Below are 19469 nucleotides of genomic sequence, written 5' to 3' on the forward strand. Positions count from 1 at the left end.
AGGGCCGCCGCTACGACACCGGCGACCGCGGCGACTACCTGCGCGCCATCGTCCGCCTCGCGTGCGAACGTGAGGACCTGGGCCCGGACTTCCGGACCTGGCTCCGCAGTTACGTAGCCGAGGAGATGTAGCAACGTTGAGCAGCGCCGCGCCCCGCTCCACCGGCCACGGCCACGCCGGCCACGACCATTCCGGTGCCTCGGGCGACTCCGGTGGCGACGCCCTCCTGTGGTCGGTCGACGACCACCTGGAGGACATCCTCGCCACCGTCCGCCCGCTCGACCCCATCGAGCTGAACCTCCTCGACGCCCAGGGCTGCGTCCTGGTCGAGGACGTCACGGTGCCGGTCTCCCTGCCGCCGTTCGACAACAGCTCCATGGACGGGTACGCGGTCCGGGTCGCCGATGTCGCGGGCGCGAGCGCCGAGTTCCCCGCCGTCCTGGAGGTCGTCGGGGACGTCGCCGCCGGCCGGGCCGACCCGCTCGAGGTGGGCCCCGGCCAGGCGGCCCGCATCATGACCGGCGCCCCGCTGCCGCCGGGCGCCGAGACGGTCGTGCCCGTGGAGTGGACCGACGGCGGGCTCGGCGAGGGCCCGGTCAGCGGCATGCGGGCCCGCAGCCTGGCCCCGGAGGGCGCCGAGGGCCAGGTACACGTGTACCGGCCGGCCGAGCGGCGCGCCCACGTGCGCGCCCAGGGCAGCGACGTGAAGGCAGGCGACCGCGCCCTGGAGGCCGGCACGATCCTCGGCCCGCCGCAGATCGCCCTGCTCGCCGCGATCGGCCGCGGCCGGGTGAGGGTGCGCCCGCGCCCGCGCGTCGTCGTGCTGTCCACCGGCAGCGAACTGGTCCAGCCCGACGAGGAACTGGCCCACGGTCAGATCTACGACTCCAACAGCTTCGCCCTCACCGCCGCCGCCCGCGACGCCGGAGCGATCGCCTACCGCGTCGGCGCCGTCGCCGACGACGCCGAGACCCTGCGCTCCACCATCGAGGACCAGCTGGTCCGCGCCGACCTGATGGTCACCACGGGCGGCGTCAGCGTCGGCGCGTACGACGTGGTCAAGGAGGCGCTGGCGCACGTCGCCGACGAGGACGAGCCGGGCAGCGGCGTGGAGTTCCGCAAGCTGGCCATGCAGCCCGGCAAGCCGCAGGGCTTCGGCTCCGTCGGCCCCGACCACACCCCGCTGCTGGCCCTGCCCGGCAACCCGGTGTCGTCGTACGTCTCCTTCGAGCTGTTCGTCCGCCCCGCCATCCGCGCCCTGATGGGCCTGCCCGACCTGCGGCGCCCGACGGTGACCGCCACCCTGGCCGCCGACGGGGCACTGACCTCGCCGAAGGGCCGCCGGCAGTTCCTGCGCGGCCGGTACGACGCCGACACCGCCGCGGTGACCCCGGTCGGCGGCGCCGGATCGCACCTGGTGGCCGCCCTGGCACAGGCGAACGCGCTGATCGTCGTCGCCGAGGACACCGAGTCCGTCGAGCCCGGCACCGAGGTCCAGGTGGTCCTGCTCGGCTGACGGCGCCGCCTTGGCGGTACCGTGTCGCGCACAGCAGGCCCGCGTGCCGCACCGCGCAGGGCCCGGACCGGGAGCGCCACACGAGCATGAGCACGCAGGACCGACAGGACCGACAGGGCCACGACGGACAGGCCCAGGACCGGCTGACCCACATCGACGAGGCGGGCGCCGCCCGCATGGTCGACGTGTCCGGCAAGGACGTGACCGCACGCACCGCGCGCGCCGCCGGCCGCGTCCTCGTCTCGCCGCGGGTGATCGAGCTGCTGCGCGGCGAGGGCGTACCGAAGGGCGACGCGCTGGCCACGGCCCGGATCGCGGGCATCATGGGTGCCAAGCGCACCCCGGATCTGATCCCGCTGTGCCACCCGTTGTCGGTGTCGGGTGTGAAACTGGACCTGTCGGTCGCGGACGACGCCGTGGAGATCACCGCCACGGTGAGGACGACGGACCGTACGGGCGTGGAGATGGAGGCGCTCACCGCGGTCTCCGTCGCCGCGCTCACCATGATCGACATGGTCAAGGCCGTCGACAAGGAAGCGGTGATCACGGACGTGCGGGTGCTGGAGAAGACGGGCGGCAAGTCGGGCGACTGGAGCCGGTCATGAGCCACCGCGCGCTGGTCGTGACCGCGTCCAACCGAGCCGCCGCCGGGGTCTACGAGGACAAGGGCGGCCCGCTGGTCGCCGACGGCCTGAAGCGCTTCGGCTTCGCGGTCGACGGCCCCCGGGTCGTCCCGGACGGCGACCCGGTCGAGGCCGCCCTGCGCGCGGGCGTGGACGCCGGGTACGACGTGATCGTCACCACGGGCGGCACCGGCATCTCGCCCACCGACCGGACCCCCGAGGCGACCCGCGCGGTGATCGACACCGAAGTGCCGGGCATCGCCGAGGCCATCCGGGCGTACGGCCGGGACAAGGTGCCGACGGCGGCGCTCTCCCGGGGCCTGGCGGGTGTGGCCCGGGGCACACTGATCGTCAACCTGCCGGGCTCGAGCGGTGGCGTGAAGGACGGGCTGGCGGTCCTGGAGCCGCTGCTGACCCACGCCGTCGACCAGATCCGCGGCGGTGACCATCCACGACCGAGCGGCGGGAGCGCGAGCTGAACAGCCCTTCGTGGCCGGTGCAGCTGGTGGACGGCGACATCGTCCTCCGGCCCATAAAGCTGCGCGACCAGCGGGCCTGGCGTGAGGTCAACCGGCGCAACCGCGACTGGCTGCGGCCCTGGGAGGCGACGATCCCGCCGCCCGGCCCCGGCGGGCCGGTCGCCCACCGGCCGACCTACCGCCAGATGGTCCGGCACCTGCGCTCGGAGGCGAACGCCGGCCGGATGCTGCCGTTCGTGATCGAGTACCAGGGCCGGCTGGTCGGCCAGCTGACGGTGGCCGGGATCACCTGGGGCTCGATGTGCTCCGGGCACGTCGGCTACTGGGTGGACGAGGCGGTGGCCGGCCGCGGGGTGATGCCCACGGCCGTGGCGATGGCCGTGGACCACTGTTTCCGCACCGTCGGACTGCACCGCATCGAGGTCTGCATTCGCCCGGAGAACGGCCCGAGCCGCCGGGTCGTGGAGAAACTCGGATTCCGCGAGGAGGGCCTCAGGCCGCGTTATCTCCACATCGACGGCGGCTGGCGCGACCACCTCGTCTTCGCGCTCACCGCGGAGGAGGTGCCCGAGGGGCTCCTGCGCCGCTGGCACCGCACACGCACCCGGAACGCCCGGAGCGAGACCCGGCCGAACGCCCCGGGGAATCCCGCCCGGCCCGGCCCCGGAATTGAATGAACGTTCGAAATAAACGGAAGGGCGGGACGTGCCGGGACGCAGGGGTGCCCGATAATTTCCGGTCCCTGATGGCCGCCTGATCGCATCCATCACAAAAAAAGCTCGAAATATCAGCCAGATCGTGCGACACACCGGCTCAATTGGCGGATGGCCTCACGCAAACCCCTCTACGGTGTGAGGCGTGAGCAGCAGCGGCCTCATCTACGCAGTCATCGTCGGGGCCTGGGCCGCCTACTTGGTGCCGATGTGGCTCCGTAGGCAGGACGAGCTGAACGAGGCCCGTCCGACGGAACGCTTCAGCACCGCCATCCGGCTGCTGTCCGGACGGGCGGCCATGGAGCGCCGGTACGCCAAGGATCTGCGGGGGCGTTCCGCGCAGGACAGCGGGCCCGGCACCGGCGACCCGGACGCCGTCACCGACTCGGTGGACGTCCGGGCCTTCGCCGTGTCCAAGACCCGCCGCGAGACCCGGCCGTCCGTGCCGGCCCCCGCCGCGCCCGCCACCGCCTCCGCCGTCGGCCGGCCGGCACCGGTCCGCAGGCCGGTGCCGGCCGCCCGCTCCGCGGCCGGGGCCGAAGCGGCCGCCCGCGCCCGGCGCTCGAAGGTCCTGGCCCGGCGGCGCCGCACCACCACCGTGCTGTTCCTCGCCTTCACGCTCGGCGCGATCGTCGCGGCGGTCGGCGGGCTCGCCTTCCTGTGGGCACCCGGCGTCCCCGCGGTCCTGCTCAGCGCGTACATCGCCTACCTGCGCTCCCAGGAGCGCCGGCGCTTCACCTACCAGATGGACCGCCGCAGGGCCGAGGCCGCCGCCCAGCGGCTCCGCGACCGCCAGCCGCGCCGGCGGGCGGTCGCCGACGCGGCGGCCGAGGCCGACGCCGAGGAGCCGGAGGACGACCCGGCCACGGAGACCGACCCCGGCCTGTCCGCGCTCGCCGCGGACCGGCGGGCCCTGGTCGAGCAGACCGACCACGCCGAGTGGGTCGACCAGCAGCGCGAGCGGCAGCGCCGCCCCGGCCAGGCCGGCGACAGCTGGGACCCGGTACCGGTACCGCTGCCGACGTACGTCACCGCCCCGGTCGCCCCCCGCGCCACCAACGACGTGGACCTCGGCGCGCCGGACGCCTGGAGCTCGGCCCGCTCCAGCGCCGCCGCACCGGACCCCGAGGAGGGCCCGGACGCCGCCGACGGCGCGCGGGAACCCGGTGCCGACGCGTCCGACCCCCGCGCCGACGACCGGCCGGGCTGCGACGCCCGCCGGGCGGCGTCCGCACGCCGCGCCCGGGAGCGGGGCCGCACACCGCTGTTCGACCAGTACGAGGACGGCGAGCGCCCGCGGGCGGCGAACGAATAGCCCCGCCCGCCCGCCGCGGCCCCGCTCCCGGAACGGATTTTTGAGCAGGCCGATCGGGGTGCTAAAGTTTCACTCGTTGCAAGGGCCTGTGGCGCAGTCCGGTAGCGCACCTCGTTCGCATCGAGGGGGCCAGGGGTTCAAATCCCCTCAGGTCCACGCACATTGACGAAGGTCCCGTCCGATCATCACGATCGGACGGGACCTTCGCCGTTTCCCTGGCGCTGCCGTCCTTCCCCTGGAGCCGGCCGGGGTCCCGGCCGGGGCCTCCCCCGGAGCGGGCCGGGGCCTCCCTGGGGCCGTCCCGGGCTCGTAAGGCCGAGATAAAGCCGTGATCCGGCGCCGCGCAACCTTCCCTCCGCCCGGCAGGTCACCTGGGCACGGTGTCACCGCTGTGACGGTGACGCCTTCCTGTCGTCTGCGGAACGGAAGAAGAACCATGAGACGGAGCTCCCTGCGCTCGCCGTGGAGCCGCGCGGCAGTGGCCGGGGTGGCCGCCGCCGGGCTCGCCACGGCCGGCCTGGCCTCGGCCGCGCACGCCGCCGAGGCACCGCTGCCGGTCACCATCACCGGTCCCGACAAGGTGGACCTGGCACTGGACGGGACCGAGAGCGAGCCCGGGGAGCCGCAGATCCGCCTCGGGCTCACCGGCCCCGGGGAGTGGGACCCGGACAGCGACCAGGACCCGCCGCCGATCCCCAACGACGGCTACTCCATCACCATCGACGCCACCGCGCTCAAGGGCTTCGCCGACGTCGACCTGCCGTGCGACGTCAACGGCCTGGTCGCGGTCTGCGACGAGACCGACCTCTACCCGGGCAGCTCCCACAACCCGAGCTGGAGTGTCCGCCTGGACCTCGAGGACGGCGCCGAGGCCGGAGACTTCGGCACGATCGAGGTCACGGGCGAGGGAGAGGGCCTGGAGTTCTCCGAGCACACCGTCGACGTCCTGGTCGGCGGCCCCGAGCTGCTGAAGAAGAAGCTCCCGGCCGAGCCGAAGGGCTTCGAGGCCGGTGACACCTACCAGGCCACCCTCGGCTTCCGCAACGTCGGCAGCATGCCGGCCGACGGCGTCGTGCTGCGCTTCGCCGGCTCCCGCGGACTGTCCTTCCCCGACTCGTACGGCAACTGCGCGTACGCCGAGGAGAACAGGGACGACCTGATCCGCTATCAGAAGGTCGCCCTGTGCACCTTCGAGGGCGAGTTCCTGCCGGACACGGCCTACGAGCTGAGCGAGCCGGTCCGGGTCGAGACCGCCGGCTTCGCGCTCGGCGACATCTTCCACTACGGCTTCGACGCGGTCGGCGCCGAGGACACCGGCGAGCTGCGGGCCGGCGCCGACTACCGCCCCGGCAAGGGCCGGACGCTCACCCTGAAGGCGGTCGGCGGCGGCAACCCCGGCGACTACGTCAAGTACGCCGAGGTCGACCTCGCCACCAAGAACACCTACGACCTGGACCTGACCGGCGCGCGCGTCGCCGCCGGGAAGGGCGAGACCGTCGCGGTCGACGTCGCCCTGGCCAACCACGGGCCCGCCTGGATCGGGGCGCTCCGCTCGGGCGGCGAGCCGCTGGGCTTCAGCGTGCAGATCCCCGAGGGCGCCAGTGTCGTGCAGAGCCCCTGCCGGCCCATGAACGGCGGCACCCCGTCCGAGTACCGGTGCTTCGCCGACACCCCGTTCCTCGAGGACGACCGGCGCACCTTCCGCTTCGTGCTGCGCGTCGACGAGGTCGTCGAGGGCGCCAAGGGCAGGATCGCGCTCCCCGAGTACGACGACCCCTGGGAGGGCGACCCCTCCAACGACGACGGCTGGATCGTGCTGAACGGCACCGGTGACGAGGAGACCCCGGGCGACACCGGCGGCTCGACCGGCGGAGCGGACGGCGGCGCCACGGGTGGCGACGGCTCCACCGGCGGCTCGGGTGCCACGGACGGCGGCTCCACCGGAACCGGGGGCGGCACGGGCGGCGACGGCTCCGCCGCCGCCGGGTCCGGCGGGGGAACCGGCGGCGGTGACTCGCCCCAGGGCGGCCTGGCCTCCACCGGCTCCACCGCCCTGCTCGCCGCGGGCGGCGCCACGCTGGCCCTGGCCGCCGGCGCCGTGCTGTTCGCCGTCTCGCGCCGCCGCAAGGCCGGCATCGGCGGCTGACGGCCCCACCGGGCACCCGGCCGGCTGCCCCGTGCCCAAGGGCCCCGTGGACGTTGGAGACGTCCACGGGGCCCTGTGCCGTTCACCGCCTCGCCGGTCCGGGCGCGCCCGCCTACAGCTGCTTCGCGTAGCAGAGGCTGTCCTCGTGGAAGCGGTAGTAGCCGAACTTCTCGCACGGCTCGTAGCCGCTGGAGGCGTACAGGGCGACCGCCTCCGGCTGCTTCGTGCCGGTCTCCAGGACCATGCGGCGGCGTCCCGCGGCGCGGGCGTCCTCCTCCAGGGCGGCCAGGATGCGGCGGGCCAGCCCCCGGCCGCGCATCTGCTCTATGACGAACATCCGCTTCAGCTCGGCGTCGCCGTCCCGGTAGTTCTCCTCGCTCGCGTCCTGGGTGCGCCAGCCGCCCGAGGCGACCGGGACGCCGTCCTCGTCGTAGGCGAGCAGGTACAGGCCCCTCGGGGGTATGAAGTGCGACGGTTCCAGGTAGGTGGCGTCGCCGTCGTCGCCGTAGCGGACGGCGTACTCGGCCTGGACCGCGTCGTTGAGCTTCACGGCGTCGGGGTGGTCGAAGGAGACCCGGCGAATGAACATGCTGCCTACCGTATATTGATGCGATCGAAAACGGGACCTCGTCCAGTGTGCCGGTATCGTGCCCGGGTGCTTACCGTGACCTCCGTCAATGTCAATGGGCTGCGAGCCGCCGCGAAGAAGGGCTTCGTGGAGTGGCTCGCCGGGACCGAAGCCGATGCGGTGTGCCTCCAGGAGGTGCGCGCCGAGCCGCACCAGCTGCCGGAGCACGTCCGCACGCCCGACGGCTGGCACGTCACGCACGCCCCGGCCGCCGCCAAGGGCCGCGCCGGTGTCTCGCTGTACACCCGCCGGGAGCCGGACCGCGTCCAGGTCGGCTTCGGCTCGTCCGAGTTCGACGGCAGCGGCCGGTACGTCGAGGCCGACCTGCCCGGTGTGACGGTCGCCTCCCTCTACCTGCCCTCCGGCGAGGTCGGCACCGAGCGGCAGGAGGAGAAGGTGCGCTTCATGGGCGAGTTCCTCGCCTACCTCAAGGAGCTGCGCGAGCGCGCCGCCGCCGGCGGCCGGGAGGTGGTCGTCTGCGGCGACTGGAACATCGCCCACCGCGAGGCCGATCTGAAGAACTGGCGCGGCAACACCAAGAACTCCGGCTTCCTGCCGGAGGAGCGCCAGTGGCTCGGCCGGGTGCTCGACCCGGCCGAGGGCGGGTACGTCGACGTGCTGCGGGCCCTGCACCCGGACGTCACCGGGCCGTACACCTGGTGGTCGTACCGGGGGCGGGCCTTCGACAACGACTCCGGCTGGCGCATCGACTACCAGATGGCGACGCCGGGTCTGGCCGCGCGGGCCGTCAAGGGCGTCGTCGAACGTGCCGCCACGCACGCCGAGCGCTGGTCGGACCACGCGCCGGTGACCGTCGTCTACGAGCGCTGACCCCGCTCCCCGGGTTTGCGCAGCCGCCGGTCCAGGGCCAGGGACAGCTCCGCCTCCACCACGCTGCGGGCCAGGGGGCGCAGGCGGTGGAGATCCTCCTCCGGGGCGTGGCGCAGGATCAGGCCGGCGAAGAGTTCCGCCATGGCGTCGGCGTGCACCCTCACGCGCCGGCCGGCGTCGAGCACCTCGGCGAGCGGAATGCCCTCGCGGACCAGGGCGGAGGAGACGTCGAGCAGGCGGCGGCTGATGTGGACGATCTCGTCGCCGTCGGTGCCCACGTAGCCCAGCTCCATCGCGGCGGCGAGGTTCTCGGGGGTGACCTGGCCCTCGAAGCGGGCGGCGAGTTCCTCGGGGGTCAGGCGGACCGGGGTCTCCTCGGTGGGCTCGCCGAGGCCGAGCAGGTCGCCGACGTCGCGGCCGTGGTCGAAGGCGTCGGCGAGTTCCGCGATGCCGCTGAGGGTGTGGCCGCGCTCCAGCAGCGCCGCGATGGTGCGCAGACGGGCCAGGTGGTGGTCGTCGTACCAGGCGATCCGGCCCTCGCGGCGGGGCGGCGGGATGAGCTTGCGTTCGCGGTAGAAGCGCAGGGTGCGCACCGTGATCCCGGCCAGCCGGGCCAGTTCCTCCATGCGGTACTCGCGCTTGTCGGTCACGTCCCCGACCTTACGGTGTACCGCCGGTAACTTTCTTTCGTCGCCCCCCTACCCATCGGTAGCCGCCTCCTCTACTCTCCCCATTGCGCCAGTGTTCACTGGCACGGTCAGTGAGTCAGCAGGGTCAACAGCGATGCGTGGAGGCGTCTGGATGGCCGAGCACAAGCATGTACGCGTAGCGGTGGTCGGGTCCGGGTTCGGCGGGCTGGGCGCCGCCGTGCGGCTGCGCCGCGAGGGGATCACCGACTTCGTCGTCCTGGAGCGGGCCGGGAGCGTGGGCGGAACCTGGCGGGACAACAGCTACCCCGGGTGCGCCTGCGACGTGCCGTCCCACCTGTACTCGTTCTCCTTCGCGCCCAACCCCGACTGGCCGCGCACCTTCTCCGGCCAGCGGCACATCCGGGCCTACCTGGAGCACGTGGCCGACACCTTCGGCCTGCGCCCCCACATCCGCTTCGACTCGGAGGTGAAGCGGATGGCCTGGGACGCCGAGAACCTGCGGTGGGAGATCGAGACCGCGAGCGGGAACCTCACCGCCGACGTCGTCGTCTCCGCCACCGGGCCGCTGTCCGACCCCAAGATCCCCGACATCCCCGGCCTGGACACCTTCCCCGGCAAGGTCTTCCACTCCGCCCGCTGGGACCACGACTACGACCTCACCGGCAAGCGCGTCGCGATGATCGGCACCGGTGCCTCGGCCATCCAGATCGTGCCGTCGATCCAGCCGAAGGTCGGGCGCCTGACCCTCTTCCAGCGCACCCCCGCCTGGGTCATGCCCCGCATGGACCGCGCCATCAGCGGCGCCGAACGCGCCCTGCACCGGGCGCTGCCGGTCACCACCCAGCTGCGCCGCGGACTGCTGTGGGGCATCCGGGAGTTGCAGGTCCAGGCGTTCACCAAGCACCCCGGCGAACTGGGCTTCGTCGAGCAGCTGGCCAAGCGCAACATGGCCCGCGCCATCAAGGACCCGGCCCTGCGCGCCAAGCTGACCCCCGACTACCGCATCGGCTGCAAGCGCATCCTGCTCTCCAGCGACTACTATCCGGCGCTCGCCCGGCCGAACGTGGATCTGGTCACCGGCGGACTGAGCGAGGTGCGCGGCTCCACCCTCGTCGCCGCCGACGGCACCGAGACCGAGGCCGACGCCGTCATCTTCGGCACCGGCTTCCACGTCACCGACATGCCGATCGCCGAGCGGGTCGTCGGCGCCGACGGGCACACCCTCGCCGAGACCTGGAAGGGCGGCATGGAGGCGCTGCGCGGCGCCTCGGCGGCCGGCTTCCCGAACTGGATGACGATCATCGGGCCCAACACCGGCCTCGGGAACTCCTCGATGATCCTCATGATCGAGTCCCAGCTGAACTACATGGCCGACTACCTGCGCCAGCTGAACGTCCTCGGCGGGCGCGTCGCCCTCGACGCCCGCCCCGCCGCCGTGGAGGCCTGGAACCACCGGGTGCAGGAGCGCATGAAGCGCACGGTGTGGAACACCGGCGGCTGCACCAGCTGGTACCTGGACGCCCAGGGCCGCAACACCACCATCTGGCCCGGCACGACCGCCGAGTTCCGCCGCGCCACGCGCCGGGTGGACCTGGCGGAGTACGAGGTGCTGCGCCCGGCCGCCCGGAAGACGGCGGCGGGCACGGCCCCGGCGGAAGAGGTGAGCGCGTGAGCCGGCCGGCCGCCGTGGCCTCCGGGCCGTACGCCCCGCCCGCCCCGGTCCGCGAACTGACCGCCGTCTCCGCCGACGGTGCCCGTCTCCACGTCGAGGTGCACGGACCCGTCGACGACCCGGCCGCCCCGGCGGTGGTGCTCGCGCACGGCTGGACCTGCTCGACCGCCTTCTGGGCCGCGCAGATCCGCGCCCTCGCCGACGGCCACCGAGTGATCGCCTACGACCAGCGCGGCCACGGACGCAGCCCGGCGAGCCCGGCCTGCGGCACCGACGCGCTCGCCGACGACCTGGAAGCCGTCCTGAAGGCGACCCTCGCGCCCGGTGAACGGGCCGTGCTCGTCGGGCACTCCATGGGCGGCATGACGCTCATGGCCGCCGCCGGGCGCCCCGCGGTGCGCGAGCACGCGGCGGCCGTCCTGCTGTGCAGCACGGGCAGTTCCCGGCTGGTGGCGTCCTCGACGGTGATACCGCTGCGGGAGGGCCGGGTGCGGACCTGGCTGACCCGGCGCGTCCTCGGCTCCCGGGCACCCCTCGGCCCGGTCACCCCCGTCGCCCGGCGCATCCTCAAGTACGGGACCATGGGCCCGCGTTCGGCGCCGGACATGGTGGAGGCCTGCGCCCGCATCGTGCACGCCTGCCCGCGCCGGGTGCGCCACGCCTGGTCGCAGGTGCTCGACCTGCTCGATCTGGACCACGGCGTACGGGAGTTGCGGGCGCCGACCGAGGTGCTGGTCGGCTCGGCGGACCGGCTGACCCCGCCGGTGCACGCCCGCCGGCTGGCCGCCGCGCTGCCCGACTGCCGGGGCGTCACCGAACTGCCGGGCGTCGGCCACATGACGCCGGTCGAGGCGCCCGAGGTGGTCACCGGGAAGATACGCACACTGGCGAGCACCCACATACGGACCGAGCACACGGCACGAGTCGAGGAGAGCGCATGAGAAGGGTCAGCCTGGAAGGGCAGGTCGCCGTCGTCACCGGTGCGGCGCGGGGCGTCGGGGAGCTGCTCGCCCGCAAGCTGTCCGCGCGCGGCGCCAAGGTGGCGCTGGTCGGCCTGGAGCCGGACGCGCTCAAGCAGGTCTCCTCGCGGCTGCACAGCGAGAGCGACCACTGGCACGCCGACGTCACCGACCACGAGGCGATGGCGCGGGTGGCCGGCGAGGTCAAGGAGCGGTTCGGCAAGGTCGACATCGTGGTCGCCAACGCGGGCGTCGCCACCGGCGGTCCGTTCGTCGACTCCGACCCCGAGGCCTGGCGCCGGGTGATCGAGGTCAACCTGATCGGCTCGGCGGTCACGGCCCGCGCCTTCCTGCCGGCGCTGATCGAGAGCCGTGGCTACCTGCTCCAGATCGCCTCCCTCGCCGCGATCACGCCCGCGCCGATGATGACGGCCTACTGCGCCTCCAAGTCCGGTGTGGAGGCGTACGCGCACAGCCTGCGCGCCGAGGTCGGCTACCGGGGCGTGCGCGTCGGGGTCGGCTATCTGTCGTGGACCGACACCGACATGGTGCGCGGCGCCGACCAGGACGAGGTCATGCGCGAGCTGCGGCAGCGGCTGCCGTGGCCGTCGAACAAGACCTATCCGCTGGGCCCGGCCGTCGACCGGCTCGTGGAGGGCGTCGAGCGGCGCGCGAGCCATGTCTACGGGCAGTGGTGGCTGCGCGGCATGCAGGGCGTGCGCGGCTACCTCCCCGGGGTCATCGGGACCGTCGGCCAGCGCGAGATGCGGCGCTTCGCCGACCGCCTGACCGGCATGCGCACGGGCCTGGTCGGGGCGGGCGGCGCCGCCGACGAACAGCGGCGGAGCCTGGCCGCTACGGAACGTAAGTGATCGACATGCGCAGGGTCACCGCCCGTGTGAATCTGATCGAGCCCGGCCCACTCAATCGGGTCGGGCCCGATCTCACCCAGGAGTGAACCCACATGGGTATGAAGGACCAGTTCCAGGAGAAGTCCGAGCAGTGGCAGCAGCAGGGCCGGCAGAAGGCCGACCAGGCCAAGGAGCAGCTGCAGAACCGTGGCGAGCGCGGTCGCCGTCGTGACGACGACGACATGGACCAGCCCATGCGCCGCGACCGTCAGGACTCGGAGGACCGCTTCAACGCGGACTACGACGCCTGACGCACGCCGCTGAGCGGCAAGGGGCGCCTCTCCGATCCCGGAGCGGCGCCCCTTCCACGTGCCCGGCACCCGACGCGATCGGCTCCCCGTCCGGGGCCGGCACCGCTTCCGGGGCCGCACCGTGTCCGGGGCCGGCACCGTGTCCGGGAGGCGGGACCGTCAGGGGCGCGGCGGGAGCGGGGGGCGGGAGCGGTTCGGGGCGTCGCGGTAGTCCGGGGGTGTCGCGGGCGGGTTGGTCTCCAGCAGCTCCAGGGCCAGCCGGACGCCCTCCTCCAGCACCGGGTAGCGGCCCTCGGCCCAGTCCAGGGGGGTGCGCAGCACCGGCACGTCGGGTTCGACGCCCCGGTTCTCCACCGACCACCCGTAGGCGTCGAACCAGGCTGCGTTCATCGGCACCGTGATCACCGTGCCGTCGCCGAGCCGGTGCCGGCCGGTCATGCCGACCACCCCGCCCCAGGTGCGCTGCCCGACCACCGGCCCCAGCTTCAGCAGCTTGAACGCCGCCGTGATCATGTCGCCGTCGGAGGACGTCGCCTCGTCCGCCAGCGCCACCACCGGCCCGCGCGGCGCGTTCGAGGTGTACGACACCGGCTGGGCGTTGCGCGTCAGGTCCCAGCCCAGGATCGTCCGCGTCAGCTTCTCGATGACGAGTTCGCTGATGTGCCCGCCCGCGTTGCCGCGCACGTCCACGATGAGTGCGGGCCGGGAGACCTCCATGCGCAGGTCGCGGTTGAACTGCGCCCAGCCCGAGCCGCCCATGTCCGGGATGTGCAGATAGCCGCAGCGTCCGCCGCTCAACTCCCGGACCACCTCACGGCGTTTGGCCACCCAGTCCTGGTAGCGCAGCGGCCGGTCGTCGACGAGCGGCACGATCGCGACCCGGCGGGCCGGGCCGTCGCCCTCGGCGGGGGCGAAGGTCAGCTCCACCGTCGTACCGCCCGCCGCCGCCAGCAGCGGATACGGCCCCGACACCGGGTCCACCGGGCGGCCGTCGACATGGGTCAGCACCGCGCCCTCGCGGATGCCGGTGCCGGCCAGCGGGGAGCGGGCCCGGGAGTCGGAGGAGTCGCCGGGCAGGATCCGCTTGACCACCCACCGGCCGTCCCGGCACACGAAGTTGGTGCCCAGCAGGCCCTGCCAGCGCTGGTAGTGCGCCGGCCCCTCGTTGCGGCGTGCGGGGGAGACGTAGGCGTGCGAGGTGCCCAGCTCGCCCAGGACCTCGCGCAGCAGGTCGGCGAAGTCGTCGGGGGAGGCGACCCGTTCGACCAGCGGCCGGTACTGCGCCAGTACGCCGTCCCAGTCGATGCCGCACATGTGCGGCTCCCAGAAGTGGTCGCGGATCAGCCGCCCGGCCTCCGCGTAGGCCTGCCGCCACTCGGCTGCCGGGTCGACCTGGTGCAGGATGCGGCGCAGGTCGATCCAGGTGGTCGAGTCGCTGTCGCCGGGCTCGGTGGCGGGGACCGCCCGCAGGTCGCCCTCGTCGAGCAGGACCAGCCGGGTGCCGTCGCCGCTGACCCGGAACCAGTCCAGGTGGTCGACGAGTTCGGACTTCTTGGTCTTGGCGAGGCTGAAGTGCTCCAGGGTGGGCCGCTCGCTGGGATCGTTCGGGTTGGCGAAGGTCTCGCCGAGGGCCCCGGAGATCGGCCAGCGCAGCCACACCAGCCCGCCGCCCGCGACCGGATGCAGGGCGGAGTACTTGGAGGCGGTCACCGGGAACGGCGTCACCCGGCTGGCCAGGCCCTCCACCTCGACGGTCACCGCGCCGCCCTCGCCGGGCCCGTCCTCGAGCGGGTCCAGGCCCCCGGCGGCCGGGCGGCCCTCGGGGTTCAGTGCGAAGGGGGAGGGGGTGGCCGAGGACAGCGGTACCAGATAGGGGCGGCAGCCCAGCGGGAAGGACAGGTCGCCGGTGTGCACGTCGTACACCGGGTCGAAGCCGCGCCAGGACAGGAACGCCAGGTAGCGGCCGTCCCGGGTGAACACCGGGTTCTCGTCCTCGAACCGGCCGTCGGTGACGTCCACGACGAAGCGGTCGCCGATCCGGGCGATCTTGATGTCCCGCAGCGACCGCCCGATCCCGGGATGCGACCAGGCCAGCCACGCGCCGTCCGGCGAGAACGCGAGGTCGCGCACGGGCCCGTTGATCGACCGGATCAGCTCGGTGACCTCCGCGTCCTCGACGACCTCCGCGTCATCCCGCTCCCCGCTGCCGCCGTCGCCGTGACTCCCACCCGTCCCGCCGCCGTTCTCGTCACCCTCGTCCAGGCGCTCCTCGGCCACGTCGAGCAGCAGCAGCCGCCCGTCGTGCGAGGCGACGGCCAGCCGTTCGCCCTCGGGGTCGGAGACCAGTTCGAGCACCCGGCCCAGCCGCCCCGAGGCGAGCCGCCGCGGCTCCCGCCCGCCGGTCGCGCGCGGCAGGTAGGCGATCTCCACGGCGTCCTCGCCGTCCGCGTCCGTGACGTAGGCGATCCGCCCGCTCGCACCGAGCATCTCCGGCAGCCGCACCCGCACCCCGGGCGTGTCGGAGAGGGTGCGCGCGGGACCGTCCCGGTGGGTGAGCCAGTACAGGCTGCCGCGTACGACGACGGCGCTCGCCCGGCCCGTCTCGTCCACGGACAGGCCGCCCACGTGCTGCGCGGCGGGCACCTGGTACGTCCGCCGCCCCGCGCGCGGCCCGCTCAGCCGCACGTCGAGCCGGCGCGGCCCGGAGTCCGGCGCGAGGTCGTCCACGATCCACAGGTCGCCGGCGCACTGGTAGACCACCCGGGTGCCGTCGCTGGCGGCGTGCCGGGCGTAGAAGGCGTCGTGGTCGGTGTGGCGGCGCAGGTCGGAGCCGTCGGGGGCGCAGGAGTAGAGGTTGCCGACGCCCTCGTGGTCGGAGAGGAAGGCGATCCGGCCGCCGACGAACATCGGGCAGGCCAGGTGCCCGTCGAGGTCGTCGAGCAGCCGCCGGCCGTGCAGCCACAGCCGGCCCGTGGCCCCGCCCCGGTAACGCTTCCAGGAGGCGGGCTCGTGCGGCGGGGTGCCGGTCAGCAGCAGGGTCCTGCGCTCCCCTTCGACGTCGGCGACCTGGATGTCGGAGACCGGCCCCCAGGGCAGCTTGCGGCCGGGGTCCCCGGCCGGGTCGATCTTGTAGGCCCAGGTCAGGTGGGAGAAGGGCTCGTCGTGGGAGGAGACGGCGAGGACGGCGGCGCCGGTGTCCCCGTCGGGCGGCGCCCAGCCGCACACGCGCGCGTCCAGGCTGCCCCAGTGGCTGAGCCGGCGTCCCGGCCCGCCGTCCACCGGCACGACGTGCACCTCCGGCACCAGGGTGCGCCAGCTGCTGTACGCGATGTGGCGGCCGTCGGGCGAGAAGCGGGGATGGCCGATCTTGGTGCGGTCGACGGTGAGCCGCCAGGCGCGGCCGGACGTGTCACTCCCGTCCAGCGGGGCGAGCCAGAGGTCGTCCTCGGCGACGAAGCACAGCAGGTCGGCGTGGAGGTGCGGAAAGCGCAGATAGCTCACCTTTCCCATGCTTTTCCGCGGGCAGGGCGGCAGCAACTTATGAGGAGCTGACAACCGTGACCCAGAACACGAACGAAACCGTTTCGTTTCGCTTGGGCGGGGGATACGATGCTCATGTACGAAACCGTGTCGTTCCGAGTGGAGGGGAGACGGAGATGGCCGAGACCGCGTCGACGCGGCGCAGCCGGCTCACCCCCGAGCGCGAGGCCGAGCTGTACGGCGCCGTGCTCGACCTCCTCCGCGAGGTCGGCTACGACGCCCTGACCATGGACGCCGTCGCCGCGCGCACCCGCTCCAGCAAGGCCACGCTCTACCGCCAGTGGGGCGGCAAGGCCGAGCTGGTCGTCAAGGCGATCCGGCACAACAAGCCGGTCGAGATCGACACGATCGACACCGGGTCGCTCCGCGGTGACCTGCACGCCCTGATGGCCCGAGAGGACGAGTGCACGATGGCGCAGAACTCCGCGCTGATGCGGGGTGTGGCCATGGCGCTCCACCAGAACCCGGACCTGCGGCAGGCCTTCCGGGAACAGCTCGTCGAACCGGAGATGGCAGAGTTCCGGCGCCTGCTGCAACGCGCCGTCGACCGGGGCGAGTTGCGGGCCGACTGCCCGGCGCTGGACTTCCTGCTGCCGATGCTGGTCGGCGGGTTCGCCACCCGCACGCTGCTGGACGACCAGCCGCCGACGCCCGCGTACCTCACCTCGTACATCGACGCCGTGGTCCTCCCCGCCCTCGGCGTCACCACCGGCTGACCCCTCCCCACCCAAGCCCACCCTGACGCAGCCGCTCACGTCGTCGGGCTGATCCCCCCTGCCCTGAAGACCACGACTGACCGGGAGTACGCCTCCGTGGCCACGTTCCTCTACAAACTCGGCCGGCTCGCCTTCCGGCGACGGCACTTCGTCGCCCTGATATGGGTGGCGCTGCTGACCCTCGCCGGTGTCGGCGCGGCCGGCGCCCCGCCCGCCGGCACCGCCTCCTTCTCCATCCCCGGCACCGAGGCCCAGAAGGCCTTCGACCTGCTGGAGGAGCGCTTCCCCGGCAGCAGCGCCGACGGGGCGACCGCACGGGTCGTCTTCAAGGCGCCGGACGGCGAGAAGATGACGGACGCCGACAACAAGGCGGCCGTGGAGAAGACCGTCCAGGAGCTGTCCGACGGCTCCGAGGTCGCCTCCGTCACCGACCCCTACACCGGCCAGGCCGTCAGCCGGGACGGCACCGTCGCCTACGCCTCGGTGCGCTACGACGTCCCCGGCATGGAACTGGAGGAGTCCAGCAAGGACGCGCTGAAGGACGCCGCCGAGCATGCGCGGGACGCCGGGCTGACCGTGGAGATCGGCGGTGACGCGCTCCAGGCGGTGCCGCACACCGGCGCCACCGAGGTCATCGGCATCGCGGTCGCCGCCGTCGTCCTCGTCATCACCTTCGGCTCCCTGGTCGCGGCGGGCCTGCCGCTGCTGACCGCCCTGATCGGCGTGGGCATCGGCGTCTCGACGATCACGGCCCTGGCGAGCGTCCTCGACCTGGGCTCCACCACCTCCATCCTGGCCATGATGATCGGCCTCGCGGTCGGCATCGACTACGCCCTGTTCATCGTCTCCCGCTACCGCGCGGAACTCGCCGAGGGCCGCGAGCGCGAGGAGGCCGCCGGCCGGGCGGTCGGCACCGCGGGCTCGGCGGTGGTCTTCGCCGGCCTGACGGTGGTCATCGCCCTGGTGGGCCTCGCCGTCGTCAACATCCCGATGCTCACCAAGATGGGCGTCGCGGCGGCGGGCACGGTCGCCATCGCGGTCGTCATCGCCCTGACGATGATCCCCGCACTGCTCGGATACGCCGGCCGCCGGGTCAAGCCCGCGGGCGCCAAGAGCCGGCTGCTGGGCGGCGGCCGGTCCACCGCCGGCCGGCCCACCACCGGCCGGGGCGACGCCGGCAAGGGCGGCGACGGCAGCGACGGCACCGGCACGGCGGGCGCCGGCACGGCGGGCACCGGCGACGGCGGTGCGCAGCCCAAGGCCAACCTCGGCACCCGGTGGGCGAGCTTCGTCGTCCGGCGCCCGCTGGCGGTCCTGCTGCTCGGCGTCGTCGGTCTCGGCGCGGCGGCGATCCCGGCCGCGGACCTCGAACTGGGCCTGCCCGACGACGGCTCCCAGCCGACGTCCACGACCCAGCGCCGCGCCTACGACCTGCTCTCCGAGGGCTTCGGCCCCGGCTTCAACGGCCCGCTGATGGTGGTCACCGACGCCAAGGGCAGCGACGACCCGCAGGCCGCGTTCGGCACCGTGGTGAACGAGATCAAGGGGCTGAAGGACGTGGTGGCGGTGACGCCGCCGCAGCCCAACAAGGCCGGTGACACGGCGACGATCACCGTGATCCCGGACTCCAAGCCGTCCTCCGTGCAGACCGAGGACCTGGTGCACGCCATCCGTGACGCGGGCGGCGACATCCGGTCCGACACCGGTGCGGAGGTCCTCGTCACGGGCTCCACGGCGATGAACATCGACGTGAGCGAGAAGCTGAACGACGCGCTGGTGCCGTACCTGGTGCTGGTGGTGGGCCTGGCGTTCCTGCTGCTGATCGTGGTGTTCCGCTCGATCCTGGTCCCGCTGAAGGCGGCCCTCGGCTTCCTGCTGAGCGTGCTCGCCGCACTGGGCGCCGTCGTGGCGGTCTTCCAGTGGGGCTGGCTGGCCGGCCTGATGGGCGTCGAGGAGACCGGCCCGGTCATGTCGATGATGCCGATCTTCATGGTGGGCGTGGTCTTCGGCCTGGCCATGGACTACGAGGTCTTCCTGGTCACCCGGATGCGGGAGGCCCACGTCCACGGCGAGAAGCCCGCCCAGGCGGTGGTGACCGGCTTCAAGCACGGCGCCCGGGTGGTCACGGCCGCCGCGGTCATCATGATGGCGGTCTTCGCGGGCTTCATCGGCTCCAGCGAGGCCATGGTCAAGATGATCGGCTTCGGCCTGGCGGTCGCCGTCCTCTTCGACGCGTTCGTCGTCCGCATGGCCATCGTCCCGGCCGTCCTGGCCCTGCTCGGCAAGAAGGCCTGGTGGCTGCCGAGGTGGCTGGACCGCGCCCTGCCCAACGTGGACGTCGAGGGCGAGGGCCTGCGGGCCCTGGACGATCCCGAGGGCGAACGGGAGCTGGTGCGCGCCTGACGCGCCCCCGCTGACCCGGCCGGCCGGTGAGGGCCCCGTGGGGACGGGGCGTCCCGCACCGGCCGGCCGGACAATCCGGTCGCATGGCCTCTGCACGGACCGTTAGCGTGCGCTCC

General features: G+C 73.5%; 16 protein-coding genes, 1 tRNA gene and 1 pseudogene. 15 read left to right on the plus strand and 3 right to left on the minus strand.

The window, feature by feature from the left end; all coding sequences use genetic code 11:
* The 8 genes and pseudogenes from ACZ45Q_RS25090 to ACZ45Q_RS25125 all read left to right on the plus strand — a co-directional run.
* Positions 1–131, plus strand: a pseudogene (locus ACZ45Q_RS25090) (UTP--glucose-1-phosphate uridylyltransferase); the annotation flags it as partial.
* Positions 132–136: 5 nt separating this feature from the next.
* Entirely contained in the window at positions 137–1516 is a 1380-nt protein-coding gene (gene glp / locus ACZ45Q_RS25095; protein WP_468265235.1) for a molybdotransferase-like divisome protein Glp, read from the plus strand.
* 86 nt (positions 1517–1602) lie between these two features.
* Entirely contained in the window at positions 1603–2121 is a 519-nt protein-coding gene (moaC, locus tag ACZ45Q_RS25100; RefSeq protein WP_468265237.1) for a cyclic pyranopterin monophosphate synthase MoaC, read from the plus strand.
* Positions 2118–2618: a MogA/MoaB family molybdenum cofactor biosynthesis protein gene (locus tag ACZ45Q_RS25105; RefSeq protein ID WP_468265239.1), complete on the plus strand. Its 501-nt coding sequence runs from the start codon at positions 2118–2120 to the stop codon at positions 2616–2618. The genes moaC and ACZ45Q_RS25105 overlap by 4 nt, the downstream gene beginning before the upstream one ends.
* 26 nt (positions 2619–2644) lie before the next feature.
* Positions 2645–3295, plus strand: a complete 651-nt coding sequence (locus ACZ45Q_RS25110) for a GNAT family N-acetyltransferase (RefSeq protein WP_468265520.1) — start codon at positions 2645–2647, stop codon at positions 3293–3295.
* Between the two features lie 181 nt (positions 3296–3476).
* Entirely contained in the window at positions 3477–4646 is a 1170-nt protein-coding gene (sepX, locus tag ACZ45Q_RS25115) for a divisome protein SepX/GlpR (protein WP_468265241.1), read from the plus strand.
* Between the two features lie 82 nt (positions 4647–4728).
* Positions 4729–4802, plus strand: a tRNA-Ala gene (locus ACZ45Q_RS25120).
* A gap of 280 nt (positions 4803–5082) precedes the next feature.
* Entirely contained in the window at positions 5083–6792 is a 1710-nt protein-coding gene (locus ACZ45Q_RS25125) for a hypothetical protein (protein ID WP_468265243.1), read from the plus strand.
* A 112-nt stretch (positions 6793–6904) separates the two neighbouring features.
* On the opposite strand, the gene ACZ45Q_RS25130 is transcribed toward ACZ45Q_RS25125, so the two are convergent.
* Complete coding sequence (locus ACZ45Q_RS25130) at positions 6905–7381, minus strand: GNAT family N-acetyltransferase (protein ID WP_468265245.1); 477 nt, start codon at positions 7379–7381, stop codon at positions 6905–6907.
* Positions 7382–7399: 18 nt separating this feature from the next.
* Between ACZ45Q_RS25130 and ACZ45Q_RS25135 the strand changes: the two genes are divergently transcribed.
* Entirely contained in the window at positions 7400–8251 is an 852-nt protein-coding gene (locus ACZ45Q_RS25135; protein ID WP_468265247.1) for an exodeoxyribonuclease III, read from the plus strand.
* On the opposite strand, the gene ACZ45Q_RS25140 is transcribed toward ACZ45Q_RS25135, so the two are convergent.
* A complete protein-coding gene (locus ACZ45Q_RS25140) occupies positions 8239–8901 on the minus strand; it encodes a MerR family transcriptional regulator (RefSeq protein ID WP_468265249.1) in 663 nt (220 codons plus the stop codon). The two genes, ACZ45Q_RS25135 and ACZ45Q_RS25140, sit on opposite strands and share 13 nt — an antisense overlap.
* A 151-nt stretch (positions 8902–9052) precedes the next feature.
* Here ACZ45Q_RS25140 and ACZ45Q_RS25145 point away from each other — a divergent pair, with 151 nt between their 5' ends.
* The 4 genes from ACZ45Q_RS25145 to ACZ45Q_RS25160 all read left to right on the plus strand — a co-directional run bounded on the left by ACZ45Q_RS25145 (position 9053) and on the right by ACZ45Q_RS25160 (position 12694).
* The gene (locus ACZ45Q_RS25145; protein ID WP_468265251.1) at positions 9053–10573 is read left to right on the plus strand and encodes a flavin-containing monooxygenase; all 1521 of its coding nucleotides are present in this window, start codon (positions 9053–9055) and stop codon (positions 10571–10573) included.
* Positions 10570–11514, plus strand: coding sequence for an alpha/beta fold hydrolase (locus ACZ45Q_RS25150; protein WP_468265253.1), 945 nt, complete (start codon positions 10570–10572; stop codon positions 11512–11514). The genes ACZ45Q_RS25145 and ACZ45Q_RS25150 overlap by 4 nt, the downstream gene beginning before the upstream one ends.
* Positions 11511–12404 carry an SDR family oxidoreductase gene (locus ACZ45Q_RS25155; RefSeq protein WP_468265255.1) on the plus strand — a complete coding sequence of 298 codons (894 nt, stop codon included), beginning with the start codon at positions 11511–11513 and terminating at the stop codon, positions 12402–12404. Before ACZ45Q_RS25150 ends, ACZ45Q_RS25155 begins: the two co-directional genes overlap by 4 nt.
* A 92-nt stretch (positions 12405–12496) precedes the next feature.
* Positions 12497–12694 (plus strand): hypothetical protein, encoded by a 198-nt coding sequence (locus tag ACZ45Q_RS25160; protein ID WP_468265257.1) that lies wholly within the window; start codon positions 12497–12499, stop codon positions 12692–12694.
* Between the two features lie 159 nt (positions 12695–12853).
* Here ACZ45Q_RS25160 and ACZ45Q_RS25165 read toward each other — a convergent pair whose 3' ends face one another.
* Positions 12854–16204: a S41 family peptidase gene (locus tag ACZ45Q_RS25165; RefSeq protein WP_468265259.1), complete on the minus strand. Its 3351-nt coding sequence runs from the start codon at positions 16202–16204 to the stop codon at positions 12854–12856.
* A 146-nt stretch (positions 16205–16350) separates the two neighbouring features.
* On the opposite strand from ACZ45Q_RS25165, the gene ACZ45Q_RS25170 reads away from it, so the two are divergent.
* Both ACZ45Q_RS25170 and ACZ45Q_RS25175 read left to right on the plus strand, forming a co-directional pair.
* On the plus strand, positions 16351–16950 hold the full coding sequence (locus ACZ45Q_RS25170) for a TetR/AcrR family transcriptional regulator (RefSeq protein WP_468265261.1): 600 nt from the start codon (positions 16351–16353) through the stop codon (positions 16948–16950).
* A gap of 96 nt (positions 16951–17046) precedes the next feature.
* On the plus strand, positions 17047–19353 hold the full coding sequence (locus ACZ45Q_RS25175; RefSeq protein WP_468265263.1) for an MMPL family transporter: 2307 nt from the start codon (positions 17047–17049) through the stop codon (positions 19351–19353).
* Positions 19354–19469 lie beyond the last annotated feature (116 nt).

It is taken from the genome of Streptomyces sp. NPDC031049, from assembly GCF_055571015.1.